General features: G+C 68.8%; 19 protein-coding genes. 4 read left to right on the forward strand and 15 right to left on the reverse strand.

The features are described 5' to 3' along the window. Positions 1 to 57: 57 nt before the first annotated feature. The 3 genes from tsaD to glmS all read right to left on the reverse strand — a co-directional run bounded on the left by tsaD (position 58) and on the right by glmS (position 6,205). Positions 58 to 2,394 carry a tRNA (adenosine(37)-N6)-threonylcarbamoyltransferase complex transferase subunit TsaD gene (tsaD, locus tag ACT3SZ_RS00085; RefSeq protein WP_444615740.1) on the reverse strand — a complete coding sequence of 779 codons (2,337 nt, stop codon included), beginning with the start codon at positions 2,392 to 2,394 and terminating at the stop codon, positions 58 to 60. A 179-nt stretch (positions 2,395 to 2,573) separates the two neighbouring features. Beyond that, positions 2,574 to 4,313: an alanine racemase gene (alr, locus tag ACT3SZ_RS00090; RefSeq protein WP_444615741.1), complete on the reverse strand. Its 1,740-nt coding sequence runs from the start codon at positions 4,311 to 4,313 to the stop codon at positions 2,574 to 2,576. A gap of 17 nt (positions 4,314 to 4,330) precedes the next feature. Beyond that, the gene (gene glmS, locus ACT3SZ_RS00095; protein WP_444615742.1) at positions 4,331 to 6,205 is read right to left on the reverse strand and encodes a glutamine--fructose-6-phosphate transaminase (isomerizing); all 1,875 of its coding nucleotides are present in this window, start codon (positions 6,203 to 6,205) and stop codon (positions 4,331 to 4,333) included. Positions 6,206 to 6,348: 143 nt separating this feature from the next. Between glmS and ACT3SZ_RS00100 the strand changes: the two genes are divergently transcribed. Continuing rightward, positions 6,349 to 7,245: an alpha/beta hydrolase gene (locus ACT3SZ_RS00100; protein ID WP_444615743.1), complete on the forward strand. Its 897-nt coding sequence runs from the start codon at positions 6,349 to 6,351 to the stop codon at positions 7,243 to 7,245. Between the two features lie 14 nt (positions 7,246 to 7,259). Here the strand turns inward: ACT3SZ_RS00100 and ACT3SZ_RS00105 are convergent, their stop codons facing one another. From ACT3SZ_RS00105 to ACT3SZ_RS00120, 4 genes are all read right to left on the reverse strand, one after another. Then, positions 7,260 to 7,493 carry a hypothetical protein gene (locus ACT3SZ_RS00105; protein WP_444615744.1) on the reverse strand — a complete coding sequence of 78 codons (234 nt, stop codon included), beginning with the start codon at positions 7,491 to 7,493 and terminating at the stop codon, positions 7,260 to 7,262. Beyond that, on the reverse strand, positions 7,490 to 8,914 hold the full coding sequence (locus tag ACT3SZ_RS00110) for a hypothetical protein (RefSeq protein WP_444615745.1): 1,425 nt from the start codon (positions 8,912 to 8,914) through the stop codon (positions 7,490 to 7,492). Before ACT3SZ_RS00110 ends, ACT3SZ_RS00105 begins: the two co-directional genes overlap by 4 nt. Further along, on the reverse strand, positions 8,911 to 9,228 hold the full coding sequence (locus tag ACT3SZ_RS00115; protein WP_444615746.1) for a hypothetical protein: 318 nt from the start codon (positions 9,226 to 9,228) through the stop codon (positions 8,911 to 8,913). The genes ACT3SZ_RS00110 and ACT3SZ_RS00115 overlap by 4 nt, the downstream gene beginning before the upstream one ends. A 145-nt stretch (positions 9,229 to 9,373) precedes the next feature. Beyond that, complete coding sequence (locus ACT3SZ_RS00120) at positions 9,374 to 10,087, reverse strand: TetR/AcrR family transcriptional regulator (RefSeq protein WP_444615747.1); 714 nt, start codon at positions 10,085 to 10,087, stop codon at positions 9,374 to 9,376. Between the two features lie 54 nt (positions 10,088 to 10,141). On the opposite strand from ACT3SZ_RS00120, the gene ACT3SZ_RS00125 reads away from it, so the two are divergent. Then, a complete protein-coding gene (locus tag ACT3SZ_RS00125; protein WP_444615748.1) occupies positions 10,142 to 11,581 on the forward strand; it encodes an FAD-dependent monooxygenase in 1,440 nt (479 codons plus the stop codon). 26 nt (positions 11,582 to 11,607) lie between these two features. Here the strand turns inward: ACT3SZ_RS00125 and glmM are convergent, their stop codons facing one another. From glmM to ACT3SZ_RS00155, 6 genes are all read right to left on the reverse strand, one after another. Continuing rightward, complete coding sequence (glmM, locus tag ACT3SZ_RS00130; RefSeq protein WP_444615749.1) at positions 11,608 to 12,954, reverse strand: phosphoglucosamine mutase; 1,347 nt, start codon at positions 12,952 to 12,954, stop codon at positions 11,608 to 11,610. A gap of 144 nt (positions 12,955 to 13,098) precedes the next feature. Next, positions 13,099 to 13,641: a 30S ribosomal protein S9 gene (gene rpsI / locus ACT3SZ_RS00135; RefSeq protein ID WP_444615750.1), complete on the reverse strand. Its 543-nt coding sequence runs from the start codon at positions 13,639 to 13,641 to the stop codon at positions 13,099 to 13,101. Then, positions 13,638 to 14,081, reverse strand: coding sequence for a 50S ribosomal protein L13 (rplM, locus tag ACT3SZ_RS00140; protein ID WP_301443776.1), 444 nt, complete (start codon positions 14,079 to 14,081; stop codon positions 13,638 to 13,640). The genes rpsI and rplM overlap by 4 nt, the downstream gene beginning before the upstream one ends. Positions 14,082 to 14,357: 276 nt before the next feature. Next, entirely contained in the window at positions 14,358 to 14,639 is a 282-nt protein-coding gene (locus tag ACT3SZ_RS00145; protein WP_444615751.1) for a WXG100 family type VII secretion target, read from the reverse strand. A 44-nt stretch (positions 14,640 to 14,683) separates the two neighbouring features. Next, a complete protein-coding gene (locus tag ACT3SZ_RS00150; RefSeq protein WP_444615752.1) occupies positions 14,684 to 14,968 on the reverse strand; it encodes a WXG100 family type VII secretion target in 285 nt (94 codons plus the stop codon). A 190-nt stretch (positions 14,969 to 15,158) separates the two neighbouring features. Beyond that, positions 15,159 to 15,881 carry a FadR/GntR family transcriptional regulator gene (locus ACT3SZ_RS00155; RefSeq protein WP_444615754.1) on the reverse strand — a complete coding sequence of 241 codons (723 nt, stop codon included), beginning with the start codon at positions 15,879 to 15,881 and terminating at the stop codon, positions 15,159 to 15,161. Positions 15,882 to 16,073: 192 nt separating this feature from the next. On the opposite strand from ACT3SZ_RS00155, the gene ACT3SZ_RS00160 reads away from it, so the two are divergent. Continuing rightward, entirely contained in the window at positions 16,074 to 17,780 is a 1,707-nt protein-coding gene (locus ACT3SZ_RS00160) for an L-lactate permease (RefSeq protein WP_444615755.1), read from the forward strand. An 84-nt stretch (positions 17,781 to 17,864) separates the two neighbouring features. Next, positions 17,865 to 19,121 (forward strand): alpha-hydroxy acid oxidase, encoded by a 1,257-nt coding sequence (locus ACT3SZ_RS00165; protein ID WP_444615757.1) that lies wholly within the window; start codon positions 17,865 to 17,867, stop codon positions 19,119 to 19,121. Here the strand turns inward: ACT3SZ_RS00165 and ACT3SZ_RS00170 are convergent. Further along, positions 19,107 to 20,213: a type VII secretion-associated protein gene (locus ACT3SZ_RS00170; protein ID WP_444615758.1), complete on the reverse strand. Its 1,107-nt coding sequence runs from the start codon at positions 20,211 to 20,213 to the stop codon at positions 19,107 to 19,109. The genes ACT3SZ_RS00165 and ACT3SZ_RS00170 overlap by 15 nt on opposite strands. Continuing rightward, positions 20,210 to 23,539: an FtsK/SpoIIIE domain-containing protein gene (locus tag ACT3SZ_RS00175; RefSeq protein ID WP_444615759.1), complete on the reverse strand. Its 3,330-nt coding sequence runs from the start codon at positions 23,537 to 23,539 to the stop codon at positions 20,210 to 20,212. The genes ACT3SZ_RS00170 and ACT3SZ_RS00175 overlap by 4 nt, the downstream gene beginning before the upstream one ends. Between the last annotated feature and the right edge of the window lie 23 nt (positions 23,540 to 23,562).

Raw genomic sequence — 23,562 nt, forward strand, 5'->3', positions numbered from 1 at the left:
GTCGCGGGTGAACAACTGTGTGTCACACAACCACTTGGCACTCTACCCTGCCAAGTGCTAGCCCTCAACAAGGGAGGGTGCCAGAACGGGAACCTCCACGTCCATCGACGGGTCCGTCGCCGCGTCCAGCGAACTGGCCGGGGCACCCGCCTCGATCAGGCGGGCGGCGAGCGCGGCGATCATCACACCATTGTCCGTGCACAGCGAGATCTCCGGCACTACCATGCGCACCCCGGCCGCCGCACAGCGCTCTTCCGCCAGCGCACGCAGCCGACGGTTCGCCGACACTCCCCCGCCGAGCAGCATCACGTCCGCCCCGGTGTCCACGCACGCGCGCACCGCCTTGGCGGTCAGCACGTCCACCACCGCCTCCTGGAAGGACGCGCACACGTCCTCCACCGGCACGCTGCGTCCTTCCTTGTCCGCCTTCTCCACGAAACGGGCGACGGAGGTCTTGAGCCCGGAGAAGGAGAAGTCGTAGGCGGCGTCGCCCGGGCGGCTCATACCGCGCGGGAAGGCGATCGCCGTGGGGTCACCCTGGGCGGCCAGCCGGTCGATCACCGGGCCGCCCGGGTAGCCCAGCCCGAGCAGGCGGGCGACCTTGTCATAGGCCTCGCCGGCGGCGTCGTCCAGCGTGGAACCCAACTCCTTCATCGGACGTCCCACGCCGTTGACCTGCAGGATCTGTGTGTGTCCGCCGCTGACCAGCAGCGCGACGGCCGTGCCAAGGTCGCCGGCAACGGTACCGTCGCCGGTGTCGAGCGTGCCCACGGCCACGTGCCCGCCGAGGTGGTTGACCCCGTAAAAGGGCACGCCCCAGGCCGCCGCATAGGCCTTCGCCGCCGCCGCGCCGACCAGCAGCGCACCGGCGAGACCGGGCCCCACCGTCGCCGCCACGGCGTCCGGACGCCGCCGACGTCCCGCCGTCTCCGCGCGCAGGTCGTCCAGCGCCGCGGCCATCGTCGGGCCCATGGCCTCCAGGTGCGCGCGCGAGGCGATCTCCGGCACCACCCCGCCAAACCGGGCGTGCTGCTCCATCGAGGACGCCACCCGGTTCGCCACCTGGCGCACCCGGCCGTCGGCGTGCAGCTCGACCACACCCACACCGGTCTCATCGCAGGAACTCTCCACGCCCATGACCAGCATCGGAGCGTCCTGCTGCCCCTGAGACCGCTCCGAGAGCGCCGGACGGCACATCGTATAGGCGTCCGCGCCGGAGGGCCGGTAGTAGTTGCGGCGCGTGCCGGTCACCTCGAAACCGTAGCTGCGGTACAGCCCGATCGCCGAGGTATTGTCCGTCCTGACCTCCAGGTACACCGGGCCGTCGTCGCGGTCGGCCAGTTCCATCAGCGGGTCCATGAGCAGCCGCGACCAGCCGCGCCCCTGCACCGAGGTTTCCAGGCCGATGGTGTGGATCTCGAACTCGGGATCATTCGCCGGGCCATTCTTCGCCAACCCGGCATAACCCACCAGTCGTTCCTCCGCGCCACCCTGACCGGTGACGACACCGAGGTAGACGGTATTCGGCGCGCCGATCTCCGAGGCAAAACCCGCCTCGGGCCACGGTGAATCACCGACGAAGAGCTCCGCCTCGATCTCCGCGCACCGCCCCGCCGCGCTGACGACCAACGGCCCCACGGTCGGCACCGCCGTCGACGCCGTGTCGTCCTTCTCCCCCACCGCACTGAAGTCCAGCGCCGCAGAGACCTGGACCGGCTTCGGCTCGGCGGCGTCCGGACGCCGCAGGTAGAGCGCGCGCAACGCGGTGCCGGGGTGCAGCAGCCCCTGGGCCCCGCCCAGGACGCTGACCGCGGCGGTGACCAGACCGATCGGCGTCGGCCGGGCGTCCGCATCGGTCACCGTCCAGCCCTCGACCTCGCCGGCGCGCTGCGCGACCTCGCGGGACGCCAGGACGTCCGCCTCCGGGTAGGACGCCACGACGTAGTCCGGCGCGGCGACGGCCGGGCCGTCCAGCACCTGGCCGGACGCGCGGTCCACGAGCGTCCAGTACCACTCGCGACGACGGGCGTCGCTGAGGACGAGGAGGGGTGATGAGCCTGCTGCGGCGGTGGCGGCAGTCGCGAGGTGCCCGGGCACACCATGCACGGGGATGCCCAATGCGTCGCCGAAGGCGGCACCGGTGGCCATGCCCACGCGCAGGCCGGTGAAGGGACCGGGGCCCACGCCGACGACGACGGCGGCCAGGTCGTCCGGCGTGAGGCTGGCCTCCCCCAGCGCGGTGAGGATATTCGGGGTCAGCACCTCCATATGGCCCCGCGGGTTGAGCTCGGTGTGCTCCGCGAGCAGGCGGGGCGGGGCCGACGCATCATCCGGGCAGTCCACCACCCCGGCAACAACGAAGGAGGTGGAGGTGTCGACCGCGAGAACATACATGCTCAGGAATCTTAGCCCCCCGGCCCCAGACATAGGCGAAGCCCCGTCACACTCTCCAATTGCGACGGGGCCTCTGGATACACCCCTCACGGTGATCCGTCACCCATTCTGGCACCAGATACTCATTCGTGCCAATCAATCTGACTAATGGGGGAACTTATCGGGGGGATTCACAACTGCTACCTTTGTGACCAGCGCCAATGGAGCATCCGTGGCGGCTCGACCGTTTCGCCGGCGGAGTCGTCGGTGTCGTCGATTTCCCCCCGGTCGATCTCCACGTCGATCCACCGCTGCGGCGCCAGGGACTCCACAACCCCGCGACCCCACTCGGCCACGAGCACCCGGTCCTCCAGGTCCGCGTCGATGTCGAGGGACTCCAGGGCATCGAGGACCACGTCCGGCGAAGGGGTGGTGCCGTCGTGCGCCTGCTCGCCGAGCAACCGGTAGGCGTCCATATGCAACAGGCCCGGACGCGCGGAGTTCGGACCCGGCCGGTGCTCGCGGATGATCGTGAACGTCGGCGACTGCACCCGACCCTTGACCTCCAGCCCAGCGGCAATGCCCTGGGTCACGGTGGTCTTACCGGCACCCAAGGCACCGGTCAGCACCACCACATCGCCGGCGCGCAGCGTGCGCCCCAGCGAACGACCCAGGTCGCGCATCTGCTCGGCGGAGGTGACCTCCACCGAGCCCTCCGCCGCATCGGCGGGGTCGAAAACAGAGCGCACCGGCAGCGTGCGACGCGACAGGCGTCCGCGCGGCATCGTGAGCACCTCATAAGCAATGGTGCCGGCGGCCTCGGCGATCTCCTCGACGGAGCGTCCGCCCTGGCCGAAGATCACCGCCCAGTCGCCGGGACGCACCGCGGCACCGGGGCCGTCCTCGTGCGCAGGGCCGAGGTCGACCACGATCTGGTCCATGCACACCCGCCCGATCTGCGGGTACCAGGTGCCGTCGATGGTCACGCCGAAGCGTCCCGACAGGGCGCGCGGCAGCCCGTCGGCGTAACCCATCGCCACCACGGCGGTGCGGGTATCGCGCGGTGCCCGCCACATGTGCCCATAACTCACGCCCTCACCGTCCGGCACGACGCGGGTGGTGACCACCCGGGCGCGCACCGTCATCGCCTCGCGCAACTCCACCGGGCCGGACTCCCCCACCGGAATGACCGTGGGATCCACCGCGTAGACGCCGTAGACGCTCACTCCGGGGCGCACCATCTCGTGGCGCAGGTCGGGACGCGTCAAGGTCGCCGGAGTGTTGGCGAGGTGATTCACCGGCACGTCCAGCCCCGCCGCGCGGCAGGCCTGCACGGCGTCGGTGAACCGTGCTGCCTGCATGTCGGTGACCGGCGACGACGGATCATCAGCGACGGCCAGGTGCGAGAGCACACCGGTCACGGTGAGCACGCCCTCGTCGACCGCGTCCACCGCGATCCGCACGGCCTCGTCCCACCGGGCTGCCTCGATACCCGAGCGCGACAGGCCGGTGTCTGCCATCAGACCGACCGACAGGCAGGACGCTCCGCCGGCGACCGCGGCGCGCGAGGCGTCCACGGCGGCGAGGAGATGCTCCACGGAGGGAACGCCCAGGGTGATATCGGCCGCGCAGGCCGCGGCCACGTGTCCGAGTGCTGCGTCCGGCAGCCACATCCACGCGGTGACCGGGGCGTCGACCCCAGCGTCGCGCAGCGCCAGCGCCTCGCCGAGCGTGGCGACGCCGAGCGCCGCCGCCCCAGCGTCCATCGCGGTGCGGGCGACGTCCACCATGCCGTGGTTGTAGCCGTTGGCCTTCACGATCGCCATCACGCCGGCGGGCGCGGCGACCCGCACCAGGGTGCGCACATTGTGGTCGACGGCGTCCAGGTCGACGACGAGCTCGGCCAGCGGATACGGGTCGGTGCCGGGTAGTTCGCTCATCAGCGCAGGTACCGGTCCTACTCCACCGTCACGGACTTGGCGAGGTTACGCGGCTTGTCGATGTCGGTATTGCCGCACTGGCGGGCGATCTCCGCCGACAGGAACTGCAGGGGCACCGTGGACAGCAACGGCTGGAGCAGCGTGGGGCACTGCGGGATCTCCAGCAGGTCATTGGCGAACGGGCGCACAGCCTCGTCGCCCTCCTCGGCGATGACGATCGTCCGGGCACCGCGGGCGCGGATCTCCTGGATATTCGTCACGATCTTGGAGTGCAGGATCTCCCTGCCCTGCGGCGACGGCACGACCACGACCACCGGCAGGTCGTCCTCGATCAGGGCGATCGGACCGTGCTTAAGCTCGCCGGCGGGGAACCCCTCGGCGTGGATGTACGCCAGCTCCTTGAGCTTGAGGGCACCCTCCAGCGCCACCGGGTAGCCCACGTGGCGGCCCAGGAAGAGCATCGTGGGGATCGGGCCCAGTTCCCCGGCCAGGTCCAGGACCTTGTCCTTGAGCTCCAGAACCTGCTCGATCTTGCTAGGGATCTCCTCGAGCTGCTGGTAGATCGCCTCGATCTCATCGGAGAACTTCGTGCCGCGGGCCTGGGCGAGGGCGAGACCCACAATGTAATTCGCCGCGACCTGCGCCAGGAAGGCCTTGGTGGACGCCACGCCGATTTCGGGTCCGGCGTGGGTGTAGAGCACCGCGTCCGCCTCGCGCGGGATCTGCGAACCATTGGTATTGCACACCGCCAGGACACGCGCGCCCTGCTTCTTGGCGTGCCGGACGGCCTCCAGGGTGTCGGCGGTCTCGCCGGACTGGGAGACTGCCACGACCAGCGTCTGCCGGTCGAGCACCGGGTCGCGGTAGCGGAACTCGCTGGCGACCTCGATCTCCACGGGCAGGCGCACCCAGTGCTCGATGGCGTACTTCGCCAACAGGCCGGAGTGGTAGGCCGAACCGCAGGCCACCACGAAGACCTTCTCGATCTGGCGGAGATCATCGTCCGACAGGCGCTGCTCGTCGAGCACCACCCGGCCATCGTCGAAGTGGCCGGCGAGGGTGTCGCGCACGGCGGCGGGCTGGTCGAAGATCTCCTTCATCATGAAGGAGTCGAAACCGCCCTTCTCTGCGGCGGCGAGGTCCCAGTCGATGGTGAACGGGCGGCCCTCGGTGGGCGTGCCGTCGAAGTCCATGACGCGGTAGTCGTGGTCGGTGATGACCACGGCGCTGTCGTCGTCGAGTTCCACGGCCTCACGGGTGTGGGCGATGAAACCGGCGACGTCGGAGCCCAGGAACATGCCGTCCTCCCCCACGCCCACGATCAGCGGGGTGGAGTGGCGGCCGGCGACGATCTTGCCCGGCTCGTCGGCGTGGGCGAACAGGACGGTGAACGCGCCCTCCAGGCGACGCAGCACCGCCAGGGCGGACGCCTCCAGGTCGCCGGCGGTCGGCCCTGCGGCGTAGGCCAGGGCGAGCAGGTGGGCGGCGACCTCGGAGTCGGTCTCGCTGGTCAGTTCGATGCCGGCGGCCTCGACCTCGGCGCGCAGCGGCGCGAAGTTCTCGATGATGCCGTTGTGGACGATCACGGCCTTGCCGTCGAAGGAGACGTGCGGGTGCGCGTTGACGTCGTTGGGGCGACCGTGCGTGGCCCAGCGGGTGTGGCCGATGCAGGTCTTGCCGGTGAAGCGTTCGCGGCCGGTCTCGGCGATGCGCTGCTGCAGGTTCGCCAGCTTGCCGGCCTTCTTCTCCATCTCGATATCGCCGTCTGAGACGACGGCGATTCCGGCGGAGTCGTACCCGCGGTACTCCATCCTGGCCAGCGACTCTAGGCCGATGTCGAGCGCCTTTGCAGAGCTACGGGCGCTTCCGATATATCCAACGATGCCACACATACTGGACAACCATACTGGTCCCCCTGGACACCCGTGAAGCGCATCCCCGTTGACCACCCCTCTGGGCCTGTGGTGGGCCGGTGGAGTGCCGGTGGAGCCGGCCCCCGCCCCGCGTTGAGGATCTATCAACTAGGGTAAGTGACGTGGCAGACAACGCGAAGAACCTGGTCCCCCGGTTGGAGAAGCGGGGCCCGCACAGGGTCCTGGTCGGCGAACTCGACTTCGCCGGCATTCCCGGCCGTATCTACACGCCTGCCGAGGGCAAGGCGATCGCCGGTGTGGCCTTTGGCCACGACTGGCGCGTCGGCGTGGACGCCTACCACGGCACCCTGCGCCACCTGGCCAGCTGGGGCATCGCCGTTGCGGCCCCGGACACCGAGCGTGGCCTGTTGCCGAACCACCGGGGTTTCGCCTCGGACCTGGAGTCCTGCCTGCAGATCCTCTCCGGTGTGCGCCTGGGTGTCGGCAATATCACCGTGGACCCGAACAAGCTCTTCTTCGCCGGGCACGGCATGGGCGCCGGCGCGGCGATCCTCGCGGCTACCGGACGGGCGGCTGCCGAGCCGGCGAAGAAGCGTTACCGGGACCGTCCGACGGTGGCCGGCGTCATCGCCGTGCACCCCTCGGACACCGCGCCCAGCTGCTATCAGGCAGCCCGGCACGTGCACGCCCCCGGCCTGGTCCTGGCCCCGGGACGCACCTTGGGTGTCGAGGCCGGCGAGCCCGAGCGCGTTGCCGCGCTTTGGGGCGGCGAGGCCGTATTCCGTCGCATCGAGAAGGCCTCGTCCACCGGCTTCCACGAGAAGGTGATCCGTAAGTTCCTCACCACGAACAGTGGGCTGGAGCTGGCGGCGCAGGACTTCATCCGCGCACTGATGACCGGATTCGTGCTCGCCGAGGACGACAAGCACTACGCGGCTTTCCGCGACCCTGCGGCTGAGATCAAGAAGTCTGAGGTGATGACCCGCGGCGAGCTCTTCGATAGCCTCCCGGAGTTCGCCGATCCGATCGACGCGGTGAACAAGGCCCTGCGCGCCTAAGCCTCGCTCCCCAGTTAGTCGAAGATCCCCGGACTCCGCCGCGGGGGACGTCCGGCGGTGTCCTGCCGGGGTGCCGCATCGTTGTTGTCGGTGCCGTTGGCCTCGAGAAGCTCCCGGAGGTCGCTGAGATCGCCAAGCTCACCGAGCAGCTCCGTCGCCTCATCCATCTGACGTTGGAACTTTCCGGCGGCATCGTCGACCTGCCTGATGTAGCCCTCCAACGCCGCCTCTATCGGGCTCCTGCTCACCACTGCTCACTCCTCTGCACCGATGGTGCATCTTGGCCGACCTCGCCAGACTGGCCGACCTCGCCGGATTTCTCGCCGGTGGTCCACAAGTCGGGCACCCAGCCATCATCCCCGGACGAATCGTCCTGGCCCTCCACCGCCGCAGTGCCGACCGAGGGGGCTTCCACCGGTGCGGCCGCTGTGTCAGGCGGCGGTGTCTGCGTGGCCGCGGTCTCCGTCCCCGGCTGGTAGGAACTCTTGTCGAATCCCTTCTCGGGGTCCACCGTGGGCGGCTCCGGCTCATCACAGGGTTCCGGTTCCGGCTCAGGTTCGCACGGTTCCGGTTCTGGTGCCGGCTCACACGGCTCTGGTTCTGGTTCGGGCACCGGCTCCGGCTCTGGTTCAGACTCACATGGCTCGGGTGGGCAGAGGTTCAGATCGATATCGATCAACGAACCGGAATTCTCCACCGAGAAATTTGCCGCCCCCTCGACGACACTCTCCACAACGCCCTCGACCGCACCCTTGATCCAGCCGCTAACCTGGCCGCCTATCTGGCCAGAGACATCAGGGAGCGTTGGTGTGACGACCGAGGAACCGACGATCCCCGACAAGGACGCCATCGATGTTGCAGCCGAGGCGGCTGAAGCAACAGGGGCGGCCGGCGGGCATGGCTCCGGAGTCGGCAGCACCCCGCCACCGCCACCACCGGCTGCGACCGTGGCGACCTCGGTCGGAACCGGGGCAACGTCGCAGTCTGGTGCCGGAGCCACCGGAGCAGGCTCCGTGGCCAAGGGCACCTGACAGGTTCCCTCCTCGGCGGCCGGGGCGCACTCGGCGATGGTGAGGTCCATACACTCACCCATCTGCGTGTTTCTGCCCTCCAGCAACGCGCCCACCCCGTCGCGTGCCCCGCACAGGAGCTGCGCCGCCATCTGGAGCAGCGCACGCGATGCCGCCGGATCGGTGGCACGCAAGGCCAGCCCCGCAGCGCAGAGCTCCTCGGCCGTGGCGACCGCCCCGTCCACGCAGGCTTCCACCTCGTCAGCACACAGGGACTGGATGGACTCCAACACTCGGTCACAGGTGGCCACCGCGTCATCTGCACGGTCCACCTCAGCCTCGTGCTCGTCGGCCTCCTCACCTCCCTCGCCCAACTTGCCGGCAATCATGCCGCCAGCGATACCAGTAATCAGATCCTTGGCACCCTCGAGCACTTCGCCGATGATCCCCTTGCCCTTCTTGCTGCCGTCCTTATCGTCCTTGCCGTCACCGTCGTCATCACCGCCGCCGACCATGCCGATGACGAAGTCCGCCGCCGTCAAAACGAAGGTGATGATCCACGGAACCACCGGTGCCAGCTTGGTCACCTGCCGACCCGATGCGTCGAGCTTCGCCACCGATGCGGCGATGCGGGCCTGGTCCGCCTGCACCGCGCTCACTGCTTCTCCCCCGCACCGAACCCGCGCTGCGAATCCCCCTCGGCGGTCGACACCGCGGAAACGGTGCCCGCGGCGGTCTCCAGACCACGGCGTAACCGGTCAATGTGGGCAAGTCTCACGCGGTGCGCACGCTCCCGCAATTCCACCAGACGCGCCGCTCGCTCAGCCAGTCCCCGACCATAACTGGCCGCCGTCCGTCGGGGCGCGGCCGCTGCGACCTCCGCCCTCCTGGTACCTACGGCGGCAAGCGCCTCCGACAATGCCGACTGCGCCGCGCCGTCGTCCACCCCGAGCCTGCCGATATCCGGTGCCACATGAACCCCCTTCGTCCTCCCGCCACCGTCGGCACGCCGCCGGCACGGGTCATCGATCATCCACTTGTCTACAACGTGACAAGAGAGACTCCCCGCCGCGCCGAAAGGTTCCCCGCCCCCGCCAGACCACGCCCCAAACCGAGAGCTACCGGGACTCCGCGATGCCCTTCAGCAGCATCGACAGCCCGAACGTGAACTCCTCACGGAGGTCCGCGTCGAGGTGTTGCGCGACCTGGGCGGTTGCCGGGTAGTGCGGGTCAGGCTCCGCAGCGCCTTCTTTCCCGTCTCCCCCATCTCCCCCGCCTGCCGGCGGTGCGGCGAAGGTGAGCTGCAGGGCAAAACCCACGGTGACGTGCGCAACGGTCGTATACGTCCGCGCCGCCACCGACGGTGCGAACCCCGCGTCCAGCAGGCGGGCCACGAACCGCTCGCGCAACAGTGCCGAATTCGGCCCCCGCGGGACGTCCGCCGCGAGCAGTGGGACGACCCCAGGGTGCCGGGCGAGCGCGGTGAAGATCGCCTCGGCCCCCGCCGCTGATGCCTCCTGCCAATCGGCATCCTCATGCGCCGCCTCACCCACCGTCTCCCCCACGGCCTCACCCAGCACGTGATCGACGATGAGCGCGTCCAACCCGGGACGCCCGCCGAGGCGCCGGTAGAGCGTCGCTGTGCTCGAGCCGAGCCGCGAGGCGACATTGCGGACGCTGTACTCCGGGCCGTCGGCGTCGTCCAGCAACTCCAGACCCGCGGCGACGATGCGTGCCACCGGCACCGGCGGGCGTCCCCGTCCGCCGGTGGGGGCCTCCACCTGCGCCCACCACCTGGGACTTCCCGGCGTCGGCGATGCATCGGAGTCCATGTGCCCAACCTCCTCTTGACAGACTGCCGCAATAACGACAACACTGTGTTCATTATGACTGATCTCATCCTCATCGTAGGGGCCGGGCCCGTCGGCTCCGCACTCGCGCTCGACCTGACCCGCCGCGGCGTCCCCGTGCGCATCGTCGATCGTGCCGACGGCCCCTTCCCCGGCTCGCGCGCCAAAGGCGTGCAACCACGCACCCTGGAGGTCCTCGAGGACCTCGGCGTCCTCGACGCGCTGCTCGCCGGCGCCTCGTCCTACCCCCGGCTCGGCATCCACCTCGGACCACTGACCATCCCGCGCACCATGATCGCCCACCAGCCCGTAACCGAGGACGTCCCGTACCCGGACACGGTGCTCTCACCCCAGTTCCACACCGACCGCGTCCTGCAGGACGCCCTGCGCACCGCTGGCGTCACCGTCGACTACGGGCGCCACGTCGTCAGCGTGGAGCAGCACGACGATGGCGTGACCACCACCTTCGCCGACGGCGGCAGCGTCCACAGCGCCTACGTGGTCGGCGCCGACGGTGGGGCCAGCACGGTGCGTAAACAGGCCGGCATCGGCTTCGCCGGCAGCACCGACGACGAGGACCACATGATCATCGCGGATGTGACGATCCCCGGCCTGCGCCGCAATCGCTGGCACGTGTGGCCCGGTCGCTCCGGACGCTTCCTCGGCGCCTGCCCGCTGCCGGACGGCGAGCTCTTCCAGGTCATGCTCCGTCTGCCCGCCGCAACCCCCATGACGGACGACCCCGACGCCTTGCGAGAGGAGGTGCGCGAGGCGCTGGCGGCGAAGAAACTCACCGTCGGCGAGTTCTCCTGGGTCTCGCTGTTCCGCCCCAATATCCGGCTTGCCGAGCACTACCGCGCCGGACGCGTCCTGCTCGCCGGCGACGCCGCCCACTGCCACACCCCTGCCGGCGGCCAGGGGCTGAACACCGGTGTGCAGGACTCGTACAACCTCGGCTGGAAACTCGACGAGGTACTCCACGGCGCTCCAGCCACCCTGCTCGACACCTACGAGGAGGAGCGACGCCCGGTCGCCGCGCGTGTGCTCAAGATCTCCACGGAGCGCTACGACAGTTTCGAGAAAGACGCCCGGGCCGCAACGACCCGCGGCGACGAGGAACGCCAACTGCTGCTCTCCTACCGCGCCTCATCGCTGTGCCCCGAGGGGCAGGCCGGCACGCTACATGCCGGCGACCGCCTCCCCGACGCCCGCGATGCACACGGCAACCGGGTTTTCGACCTCACCGCCGGCCCCGGGTTCAGCATCCTCGCTATCGGCCTGGATGCGGCGACGCTGGCGCACGACTGGCCCGCCGTCCACGAACTGCCGGCCGGTGCCTACGGCATCAAGGAACCGACGCTGATCCTGGTGCGCCCCGACGGCTACGTCGGCTACATCGGTGCCGCCAGCTCCCCCACCGACGCCCCCACCGGCGTCGACGATGCGCTGCGCCGCATGCGGCGTCCTACCCCCTGACGCGCTGCGCGCGGCGAGACGCGCGCCTACCCCTCGGCGACGACGACGCCGGCGAGGCGTCCTGCGACGCGTTTGGCCTCCGCGGACGTCGGCGCCTCGACCATCACGCGATAGACCTGCTCGGTACCGCTGGGGCGCAGCAGCACCCGGCCGGTGTCGCCCAGCTCGGCCTCAGCCTCGGCGATCGCCTCGCGCACGACCTCGGAGGTGTGGATGCGCTCCTTCTCCTCCACCGGGACGTTGACCAGGGTCTGCGGCAGCACCGTCATCACGTCGGCCAACTCGCGCAGCGACTGGCCGGTGTCCGCCATGCGCGCCATGATGCGCAGGCCGGTGAGTGTGCCGTCGCCGGTGGTCGCGTGCGAAGGGATGACGATGTGGCCGGACTGCTCGCCACCCAGCGAGAAATCATTGGCGTTGAGATCGGCCAGCACATAGCGGTCGCCGACCTTGGTGCGCCGCAAAGTGATGCCGTGCTCCTTCATCGCCAGAGTCAGGCCCAGGTTCGACATCACCGTGGCTACGAGCGTGTTCTTGCGCAGCTCGCCGGACTCCTTCATCGCCACCGCCAGGATCGCCATGATCTGGTCGCCGTCGATGACATTGCCCTGTGAATCCACCGCGAGGCAGCGGTCGGCGTCGCCGTCGTGGGAGAGCCCCAGATCCGCCTGGTGCTCCAGGACGGCCTTCTGGATGACCTCGATATGGGTCGAGCCGCAGTTGTCGTTGATGTTGAAGGAGTTCGGCGAATTGTGGATCGCCACGACCTCGGCCCCGGCGGCCTCATAGGCCATGGGGGCGGCGAGACTCGCAGCACCATTGGCGCAGTCCACGACCACGCGGATGCCGTCCAGCGCGCGGGGGGCGGCGTCCTGCAGATGGAAGAGGTAGCGCTCCAGCGCGTCGCCGGACTCCTCGATGACCCGGCCGATCGCCGCGCCGGTGGGGCCGGACTCCTCGAGCTCCAGCATGGCGCCCTCGATCTCGTCCTCCACCGCGTCGTCGAGCTTGCGCCCGCCGCCGGCGAAGAACTTGATGCCGTTATCCGGCATCGGATTGTGCGACGCCGAGATCACCACACCCATATCCGCACCGTAGTCGTCGGTGAGGAATGCCACCGCCGGCGTGGGCAGCACGCCCACGTCCAGCACGTCCACCCCCTGCGACGCCATACCCGCCGACAACGCGCTCGCCAGCATCTCACCGGAGACCCGCGGGTCCCGTCCGATCACCGCGGTGGGACGCCGCTGCGAGGACTGCCCGGTCGTCGTCAGCACCCGCGCCGCGGCCGCCCCCAACCGCAGTGCCAGTGGTGCCGTCAGAGACCTGTTGGCGAGGCCCCGAACCCCGTCCGTACCGAAAAGTCTGCTCATGGGGTGCCAGTCTAGACGCTGGCACCCGCCACATCCCCCACCGACAGGCAACGCCGCCCCACCCCGCACGATGTGTGCGGGACGGGGCGGCGTCGGATCATGCAGCGTGATGCTGCACGAGGATCGAGCAAAGACTCCGAAGAATCAGCGCTTCGAGTACTGCGGTGCGCGACGGGCCTTGTGCAGACCAGCCTTCTTGCGCTCCACGGCACGGGCGTCACGAGTGAGGAAGCCAGCCTTCTTCAGCTCGGCACGCTCTTCCGGGTTGTACTTATTCAGCGCGCGGGAGATGGCGAGACGCATCGCACCGGCCTGACCGGACGGGCCACCGCCCTTGAGGTTGACCTGGAAGTCGAACTGGTTCTCGCGCTCGAGCAGGACGAGCGGAGCCTTGATCAGCTGCTGGTGCAGCTTGTTCGGGAAGTAGTCCTCCAGCGAACGACCGTTGCAGGTGAACTGGCCGGAGCCCTGCACCATGCGGATACGGACGACGGCCTCCTTGCGGCGACCGACAGTCTGGATCGGGCCGTCGAAGACGGTGGGGGCGACGACGTCGTCACCCTCGTCCTCGGAGACCTCGGAGATGGAGTCACCGATGCTGGCGACGAACTCCTCGTTGACGGCGTCAGTGGCGGCGAAGACCTCTTCGTCCACGGACTCGGCCTCGTAGTTCTCGTTGTCGGTCACTGTTCCACCTTCTTGATCTCGTAGGACTCGGGCTGCTGAGCCGCGAAGGGGTGCTCGGCGCCGGCGAAGACGCGGAGCTTCTTGGCGGACTCGCGGTTGAGCCGGTTGTGCGGCATCATGCCGACGATGGCGTCAGCGATGACGCGCTCCGGGTGCAGCTCCATGGAGCGACCCAGGGACATGGTCTTGAGGCCGCCCGGGTAACCGGAGTGACGGTAACGGAACTCGCGGTCCCGCTTGTTGGACGAGATGTGAACCTTGTCCGCATTGATGATGATGACATTGTCACCACAGTCGACGTTGGGCGCGTAGATAGCCTTGCCCTTGCCGCGCAGCAGGGAAGCTGCGTGGGTGGCGAGACGACCCAGGACCACGTCTTCGGCGTCGATGACGTACCACTTACGGGTCAGGTCACCGCTCTTCGGGTGGAAAGTAGTCATTTATGACTCCTTGGTCTTCATGGAACTGCCAGCCGGGAGACCCCTCGCCTTCTTGGGACAGGCCCGTAAAAGACGATGGTGCCCGCAGCGGCCGGTGGGGACCCGCGGGCCGACCACCGATGTTCCGTAAAAACGCAGCACGGGTGGTCGCAACCTGACTGAGGTTACCGGACGCGCGCGGCACAACCAAAAGGGGCCGCCACCGTCACGGGTAGTGACGGTGGCGGCTGGGTAGTGCAGCTGTACTGGCTGTGCTGGCTGTACTGGTCTAGCGGGTCAGGCCCAGCTATTGGCGGCGCTGTTGTTGATCTGGCTCATCCGGGAGCCGGCATTGTCCACCGCTCGGGCGATGGTCTGCAGCACCATGTTGAGCTCCTCCGCCGCGGCGTCCCACCGCTTCTGCGCAGTTTGATAAGCCGTAGCTGACTCCCCCTCCCACTCCGCCACCATGGGGGCAATGTCGCCCTTGAGTTGGTCGAGCATGCCATTGATGTTGCGGTTCGTGGCGTGAATGTCGGCGGACGTCTGGGCGATGTGGCCGAAGTCGTATTGAATCAAGATCTGGCTCCTTGGGGTGTCTGTGGTGCGTGGTGGATGATGCGTCAGCGGAAGGCGGCCATGTTGTCGTCCTCGACCTGCTGGAAGGCCCGGGCGTTGCCACGGATGTTCTCCGAAATACCGTCCAGTGCGAGCCGCAATTCCCGTGCCGAGTCGCTCCATCGGGCCATGAGCTGCATGAATGCGGCCTGAGCCTCCCCCTTCCACACCCCCGTGACTCCGTCGACCGTGCCCTGCAGGCGCGTGAGCTCTGCCTGCACCTGGCCGTTGACGGTGTCGACCTTGCCTGCCGTGGCCTGCATGACTTCGGTGGTCGTTCTGAAACTCATTGGGTCCCTCCCCTTTTGTGTCGAGTGCTCTGATCGGTGCCCTCCGTACAGCCGTTGCATGGGCCGTAGAGAAGGGACGTCACCGTAGAGAGACTCACCTGACACCCGAAAGGTTCCCCACCCCGCGTCGCGTGCCAGATTCGCCCCATCCGTGGCACGCTGCGCCCGAATATGCGACGCGACGCGGGGTCTACTCCAGCAGCGCGCGATAAGCCGTCGAGATGTGCTCGGCCACCAGGTCCCCTGCACCGTCCACGTCGCCGGCCTCGACCGCGGCGAGAATGCCCTTGTGCTGGGCACGCAGCGTGCCCGCCACGCTCTCCCAGTCGTCCTGACCACGAAAGCCGCGCAGGATCGGCGCGCGCAAGGACTCACGGATCGCCTGGGTCATGTCGGCGAAGAGCCGGTTGCCCGCCCCATGGGCGAGGGCAACGTGGAAGCGGGTGTCGGCGTCGTTGAACTCCTCGCGGCTCACCCCCGGTCGGTCCATGTCCGCCACGGCGGCGCGCATGCCCGCCAGGGCGTCCTCGTCCTGCTCGGCGGCGGAAAGCCGCGCGCTTTCAACCTCCAGGATGGTGCGGGTCTGGACTACCTCTTCGAGCCCGAAGTTGGACAGGGCCACGTGCAGACGCAGGAAACGCGACAGCGCCTCCGAGGGCATCGCGGCGATGAATGTGCCGGCTTTGTGCCCGGAGCCCACATTGGACTCCAGCACCCCCTGACCTTCCAGGACCCGGATGGCCTCGCGCACGGCGGCCCTGCTGACCTGCAGTTGTTCGGACAGAGTGCGTTCGGCGGGCAGCAGGTCGCCGACGTGCAGGGCGCCGGAGAGAATCTGATTCTCGATGGCGTCGACGACCATCTGGTGGGTCCGGATGCGCGGGACCGGTGCCCAGGCGGGTTCGTCAGTCATGGTCATTTTCTACCACGGCGCCCCTACCCGGCGGGCACACAAGAAGCGGAAGAAAGCCACGAAGAAGTCTTGACTCCAAAACCGCATGTGTCTTAGGCTGTGGTCGGACCACTGATGTGGTCTGAGTCACCGGACCGCAGAGTGACGCCCCGTCATAACCCAGACACACCCTAGAGACACCTCGAGGACCACATGAGCTCCACGTATTTACCCGACCTCGCGCCGGTCGCGGACAATCTCTTCCTCTCGTCACTCGTGGCGCTACTGCCGCTGGCGACTGTCTTCGTCACCCTCGGCGTGCTGCGCTGGCGCGCACACTGGGCCGGGCTCAGCGCCCTGGCGGTGTCCCTGGTCATCGCCGTTGCCGTCTACGGGATGCCCGTTCACTTGGCCGGGCTCTCCGCCACCCAGGGCGCGATCTTCGGCCTGTTCCCGATCATGTGGATCGTGGTCGCGGCGATCTGGTTCTACGAACTCACCGTGCGCTCCGGACGCTTCCTCGACCTGCGCGCGGTGATCGACCGCATCTCCGACGACCCGCGCGTGCAGGCCATCCTCATCGCCTTCTGCTTCGGCGGCATGCTCGAGGCCCTCGCCGGCTTCGGTGCCCCGCTGGCGATCACCGGCGTGATGCTGCTCGCCGTCGGCTTCGCGCGCATGCGTGCGGCCGTCGCCGTGCTCATCGCCAACACCGCCCCGGTGGCCTTCGGCGCGATCGCCACCCCGATCATCACCGCCGGTGCGCTGACAGGCATCGACTACGAGCACATCGGTGCCATCGTCGGACGCCAGACGCCGTTCATCGCCCTCTTCGTCCCGCTGTTCCTCTGCCTGCTGGTGGACGGAAAGAAGGGACTGAAGCAGTGCTGGCCGATCGCCCTGGTCATCGGCGCGGTCTTCGCCGTGGTCCAGTTCACCTCCTCGAACTACATCTCCGTGGAGCTCACCGACATCATCTCCGCACTCGCCGGCCTGGCCGTTGCGGTGGTCATGCTGCAGTTCTGGCGTCCGGCAGGCACCGCCGAGGCACGCGAGCGCCTCCTGACCGAGCGTCGTGAAGAAGAGGAGCAGGGCGACGTGCAGGACGTCACGAGCACCGACAACGCCCACGCCGCTGCCGCCGGCGGCGCCGAGGTGGTCACCCGCGAACTGACGACCTCGCGCACCCTGATGGCCCTGTTCCCCTACCTGCTGGTCATCGTGATCTTCTCGATCGCCAAGCTGTGGGACCCGGTCGTCGACTTCCTGGCCTCCACCGATGTATCGATCCCGTGGCCGGGCCTGGACGGCAATGTGCTCACCGCCGATGGCTCGGTCTCCTCTTCCACCGTCTACGGGTTCCCGTGGCTGTCCTCGCCCGGCACCCTGCTGATGATCACCGGCGTGATCGTCGCCGCAGTATACCGGGTCTCTCCGAAGGTCGCCGTGCAGGCGTACTGGGAGAACCTGGTGAAGATGCGGTTCTCGATCCTCACCGTCGCCGCGGTGCTCTCGCTGGCGTACGTGATGAACCAGTCGGGCCAGACCATCACCATCGGACACTGGATCGCCGGTGCCGGTGCAGCCTTCGCTTTCTTCGCCCCCGTCCTGGGCTGGCTGGGCACCGCGGTGACCGGCTCGGACACCAGCGCCAACGCCCTGTTCGCCACCCTGCAGCAGACCGCGGCGAACCAGGCCGGCCTGGATCCGGCACTGATGGTGGCGTCCAATACGTCCGGCGGTGTCGTCGCCAAGCTCGTCAGCCCGCAGAACCTGACGATCGTCGCCACCGCGGTGGGCCTGGCCGGCCGCGAGTCGGAGATCCTGCGCAAGGTCATGTGGTGGAGCATCGGCATGCTTGCCGGCATCTGCCTGATCAACGGACTGCAGGCCACCGTCCTGGATTGGATGATCCCGTAGCGAGTACGCTCGGAAACGGACCCTGTGGTCCGACCACATAGGACCCATAACAAACCACACATACCCATCACGAAGGAGAACACCATGGTTAAGCGCCAACTCCCCCACCCCGCCGAGATCCTCGAACTCATGCAGTTCAAGAAGCCCGAGCTCAACGCGAAGAAGCGTCGCCTGGACTCCGCCCTCACCATCTACGACCTGCGCAAGATCGCCAAGCGTCGCACCCCGGCCTCCGCCTTCGACTACACCGACGGTGCCGCCGAGGAGGAGATCTCCATCGCACGCGCCCGCCAGGCCTTCGAGGACGTGGAGTTCCACCCGTCCATCCTCAAGGACGCCTCGCAGATCGACACCACCGCCAGCATCCACGGCGGCACCTCCGCCCTGCCCTTCGGCATCGCGCCCACCGGTTTCACCCGCCTGATGCAGACCGAGGGTGAGATCGCCGGTGCCGGTGCCGCGGCCGCCGCCGGCATCCCCTTCAGCCTCTCCACCCTGGGCACCACCTCCATCGAGGACGTCAAGGCCACCAACCCGCACGGCCGCAACTGGTTCCAGCTCTACGTGATGAAGGACCGCGACATCTCCTATGGGCTCGTCGAGCGCGCCGCCAAGGCCGGCTTCGACACCCTGTTCTTCACCGTCGACACACCGGTCGCCGGCAACCGTATGCGCGACACCCGCCACGGCTTCTCCATCCCGCCGCAGCTCACCGCCAAGACCGTGCTCGACGCCATCCCGCGCCCCTGGTGGTGGATCGACTTCCTGACCACCCCGCCGCTGGAGTTCGCCTCCCTGACCTCCACCGGCGGCACCGTCGGCGAGATGCTCGACTCCGCGATGGACCCCACCATCAACTACAAGGACCTCGAGATCATCCGCGAGATGTGGCCCGGCAAGATCTCCGTCAAGGGCGTGCAGAACGTGGAGGATGCCAAGACCCTCGCCGACCTCGGCGTGGACTCCGTGGTGCTGTCCAACCACGGCGGACGCCAGCTCGACCGCGCACCCGTGCCCTTCCAGCTGCTGCCCGAGGTCGTCCGCGAGGTCGGCGGCGACATGGAGATCCTCGTCGACACCGGCATCATGAACGGTGCCGACATCGTGGCCGCCATGGCCCTCGGCGCCGACTTCACCCTCGTCGGCCGCGCCTACCTCTACGGCCTGATGGCCGGCGGACGCGAGGGCGTGGACCGCACGATCAGCATCCTGCGCTCCCAGATCGAGCGCACCATGAAGCTGCTGCAGGTCACCAGCCTCGAGGAACTCGGCCCGCAGCACGTCACCCAGCTGTCGCGCTTCAACCGGATCGACCCGTCGCTCAGCTCACTCGGGAAGTAGTACCCGGGCGGTCGCGCCGAACCGGTCGCAGACCGCCTGCCGGTCCTCGGTGAGATCGCGATACTGGCAGCCGATGGACACCTGGTGGCCGTCGACCAGCCGGACACGCCACGACGTCGTCGAGTCCGGGAAGTGCTCTTCATAGGTCACCGGCGAGCGATTCGTCACCACCACGTCGCCGGTCCCGTCGAGGGCGCGCAGCATCGCGGTGTCCAGTTCCCCCTGCGTCCCGACCGGCGTGGGCGCGGCGGCGAGGAGCACCCGCATCCCGGCGTCCCCCGAGGTCCAGATGTCGCGCTCGGTGGTGCTCTCGGTAATCTCCCACCCGGCAACATCGACCGTCACCTGCGGCGCGTCCGGACGGTCGGCGTACTCCATCTCGCTGCCGGAACTCATCTCCCGCCACGCCTCGGGCTCCGGCTCAGGTTCTTCCACTACGCCGGACGCATCGGACGCCGCGAGCGTCGCGGCGTCCGGCGTGTGCGTTGCCCCCGCCACGTCGGCGGCGCCGCCGCCGACGACACCGATAAACACCAGCGCGATGGTGGCCACGGCGACCACAGCAATCGTCCCCACCGCCGACAACATCAGCCCCCGACGCCGCGGGACGTCCCGCGCCGGTTCCGGCTCGGGCTCCAGTTCCGGTGGGGCGGGGTCCTCGAGTTCGGCGCGCGCCGCCGCCAGGTCGCCGGCCAACCGCAGCGCCGGGCCAACGTCCACCGTGCGGGCGCGTAGCCCGTGGAGCCGCAGATACGCCGCCGTGGCCTCCTTGTCCGGCCCGGCGACCAGCACATCTGAGATCTGCGCACCGATCCCCCAGGGAAAAACGGTGCGCGGCACCACCGGATTGGCGCTGGTGAGTTCCGGGTCCGCCGCCCTGACCTCCAGCGCCTCCTCCACCAGTTCACGGACGGACTCCAATCGGCGCAGTGGTACACCTGAGCCACGAAAGACCGGGGTCGTGTCCCCTGTGTCCTCTATATCTTCGCCACGGACCTCCAGCCCGCTGAGAAGGTCCGTCACGCACAACCCGTTGACCAGCACCCCGGATTCGGTGAGTGCCACCGCATCAGCCACCATCGTCGAACTCACACCTGTACCCCCGCGTCTTCTGTGTTCGCGTTCTCTGTGTCCACCGTCGCAACCTGCACGTCCTCCGCGGCGTCCTGCACCAGCACGCCGCGTCCCGGCGGGCGGGACGTGAGCACCTGCCCGGCGACCGGGCCGTCCTCCCGCGGTGCCGAGAGCACCAGCCAGCCGGTCAGGTCGCGGATCCCCTGCATCAGCGGGGTGTAGGCGCTGCGGCCGATCATCGCGCTGCGTCGGGCGGTGACCAGGTGCAGGCCGATGTCCGCCGCATGCGGCAGCAACGGCACCAGCAGGTCCACCGCCGCGGCCAGGTCGGCCGACTGGTCCAGATCATCGACCACGATCACCCGCTGCGTCCCGCTCCACCAGCTACGGTCGCGCAATTGTGCGGCGGTGAGCTCGGCGTCCTCCCCCGGCACTCGCGCTTTCATCTCTTCGACCCAGCTGCTCAGCGCGCGCAGGAACCCCGCGGCCGGACGGTACCCCGGCACGCCGAGCAATCCCCGACGCACATCCGTGGCCAGCACCTCCACACCCTCCCGGCGCGAGGACGCCCAGGCGACGGTGCGCAGCGCGGTCGTGGCCCCGGCGCGCGCCTGCCCCACCACCGTGAGGTGCGGGAACGCCTCCGGATCCCAGTGCACCGTGGACAGGGTCCGCCCACCCACGCCGAGCGGCACGCCGGTCACCTCGTCCAGTGCACTGACGTCCACCTGCGAGGGGAGGACGCGCAGGGCGCGGGCCGGTTCTCCGCGCGCCACGCTGACCTTGCGCACGTGCTCCACGTCCTGGGCATCGGAATAAGCAACCTGCAGGTGCTTGCCACCGGGGGAAACCCCGCGCCCCGGATAATCGGGCAGGGTGCGTTGGGCATCGCGGAACTGCGACTCGGCGGGAGTGAGCCGCAACTCCACCGCGCCGGTGAGCAGGTCACGCAGGGCGGGACGGAACGTCCAGCGCAAGGAGGTGACCACCACGTGCACCCCACGCTGCATGCCGCCGGCGACCAGCGACGCCAGGCGTCGGTCGTCATCGCCGGAGGGGTCGAGAGCGTCGAGACCGTCGACGACCAGCACGCGGTGCGCTGCACCACCCGTGGCGTCCTGCCCGAGCTCGTCGAGGACCCGGCCCAGCAGCTCCACCCCCACCACCGCGGCGACCTGCGGGAGCCGCTCCAGATCGCGCAGCCCACCACCGGGGTCCACCACGTACACCGCCACACCCGGCGAACTCAACGCCAGGCCGAGCACCAGCGAACGCACCAATGTGGTCTTGCCGGTGCCTGGTTGCCCGACGACCGCCCAGTGACGGCGGCGCAGGTCCAGCACGCACGGGCGCTGCACCCCGTCGAAAGGCAGGTCCTCCAGACCCAGGTGCACGGTGAGGGGCTCGATGTGGGTATCGCCGGAACCCATCACCGCGCTGGCCGGCAGCAGTTCCGGCAAGGGCTCCAACCAGATCGGGTTACGGTTCGGCCCCGCCAACCGGTCGATGACCAGTTCCATCGTGGTGCCCGCAGCCTCCAGCTCCACGCCCAGCTCCCGCACCAGCCGGGAGTCCAGCGGCACCTCGGGGCCGGAGACATAGGCCGACTGGAAACGCACCTGGCCGGTGGACCCCAACCCCGCCGAACTCAGGATCGCCGCGCCCGGGGTCGAGGGCAGTTCATAGGCCGCGGTGGAGCCGATGAGCTGGCGCGACTCCGAGGCAGAGAACGTGCGCAGGGCGATGCGGTACGACAGGTGCGACTCCAGGCCGCGCAACCTGCCCTCCTCCAGGCGCTGACTGGCCAGCAGCAGGTGGATCTGCAGACTGCGGCCGAGGCGTCCGATAGCGGCGAAGACCTCGGCGAACTCCGGACGGGCGTGCAGCAGCTCGGAGAACTCGTCGACGATGATGAACAACGCCGGCATCTCCCCGGGATGGACCTGGTTGTACTGCGCGGCCGTCGCCATACCGGCGGCGTGCAACCGCTCCTGCCGACGGTGCAGTTCACCGAGCAGGGAGTCCTGCATCCGGTCGACCAGCACGGCCTCATCCGAGAGGTTCGTGATCACCGCCGAGGTGTGCGGCAGCCGCTCCATGCCGGCGAAGGCGGCCCCGCCCTTGAAATCCACGAGCACGAAGTTGAGTTCCTCCGGGGAATGCCGGTGGGCGAAACTCGTGACCACCGACCGCAAGAGTTCCGACTTTCCGCTGCCTGTGGCACCGATGCACAACCCGTGTGGGCCGATGCCGCCCTTCGCCGCCTCCCGGATGTCCAGGTGCACCGGTGCAGGGGAGAACCCGATCGCCGCGCGCAGTCCCCCGCCCGGCACGTCCAGCACGGAGCGGGACGCCCGGGCCGAGGTCCTCGACCGGCACAGCGCGGCGAGTTCGACATCGCTGAGCTCATCGGCGGTGGCGAAAGGACGCCACCCGTCGACCGTCCACGCCGCCAGGACGCCGTCCTGCGCGTGAAGCAGCAGCCCACCGTCCGCCGCGGCGTCCTGCCAGCCGGCCGCCACCGACGCCGGATCGGCGAGCACCGTCACCGTGCCCGCCGCCAAGGTCACCGCAGGTGGCAGAGCATCCCCGGCATCCCCACCCACCCCGCTCACGTGGCGGAAGCGCACGTGCAACGTGCCGTCCTGCGCGGACAGCCACCTGTCGTGCGGTCCGGAGACCCGCACCGACGCATCGTCCTGCATCACCGCCTGCCCCTGCATCGCGTTGACCAGTCCAGGTGCCCCGTCCCCGGTGACGACCACGCAGTCGAACTCGCGCAGGTCCACCGCCACCGGCGCCTCGATGGTGGCGTAGGTGCGCGCCAGGTCGCGCAAGGTCGTCGCGCACACCGGCTCCAGGTCCTCCGGCGGGGCGTCGACCGGGATCTCCAGCGGGTCGTCCGGCGCCTGCACCGCGGTGCCGATACGCACCACCCCGGGCTCGGGACGCTGGGCCGTGCTCTCGGACTCTGCCGTGCCTGCTGTGCCGGTCGCGCCGTCCGCCGTCACGCGCGTCCATAGCGCACGGGGATCCGGATGTGTCACCGCCATGCGCGCCCACTGCTCCCGGCGCGCCCGGTGCAGCGAGTCCGACAGGGCGTCCAGGTGCCGGTGGAAACCCCGGCGGACCTCGTCAACGTCCTGCCCGCCGGGGCTGATCATCATCGCCAAGCTTCCCAACATCATGAGAGGAAAAATAAAAGCCATAGGCGATCTGCCCATCCCCGAGAGCACCATCGCGGCGACCATACCCACCACCGCCACGACCATCACCACGGGCATGAGAATCCGGATGAACGGCTGCTTATTTTTCGGCAATGTCGGTGGTGCCTGCGACTTCATCTGCGAAAATCCCCTCGCGTCCC

Origin of the sequence: Corynebacterium sp. AOP40-9SA-29 (genome assembly GCF_052377405.1) — a bacterium.
Classification (GTDB): Bacteria; Actinomycetota; Actinomycetes; order Mycobacteriales; family Mycobacteriaceae; genus Corynebacterium.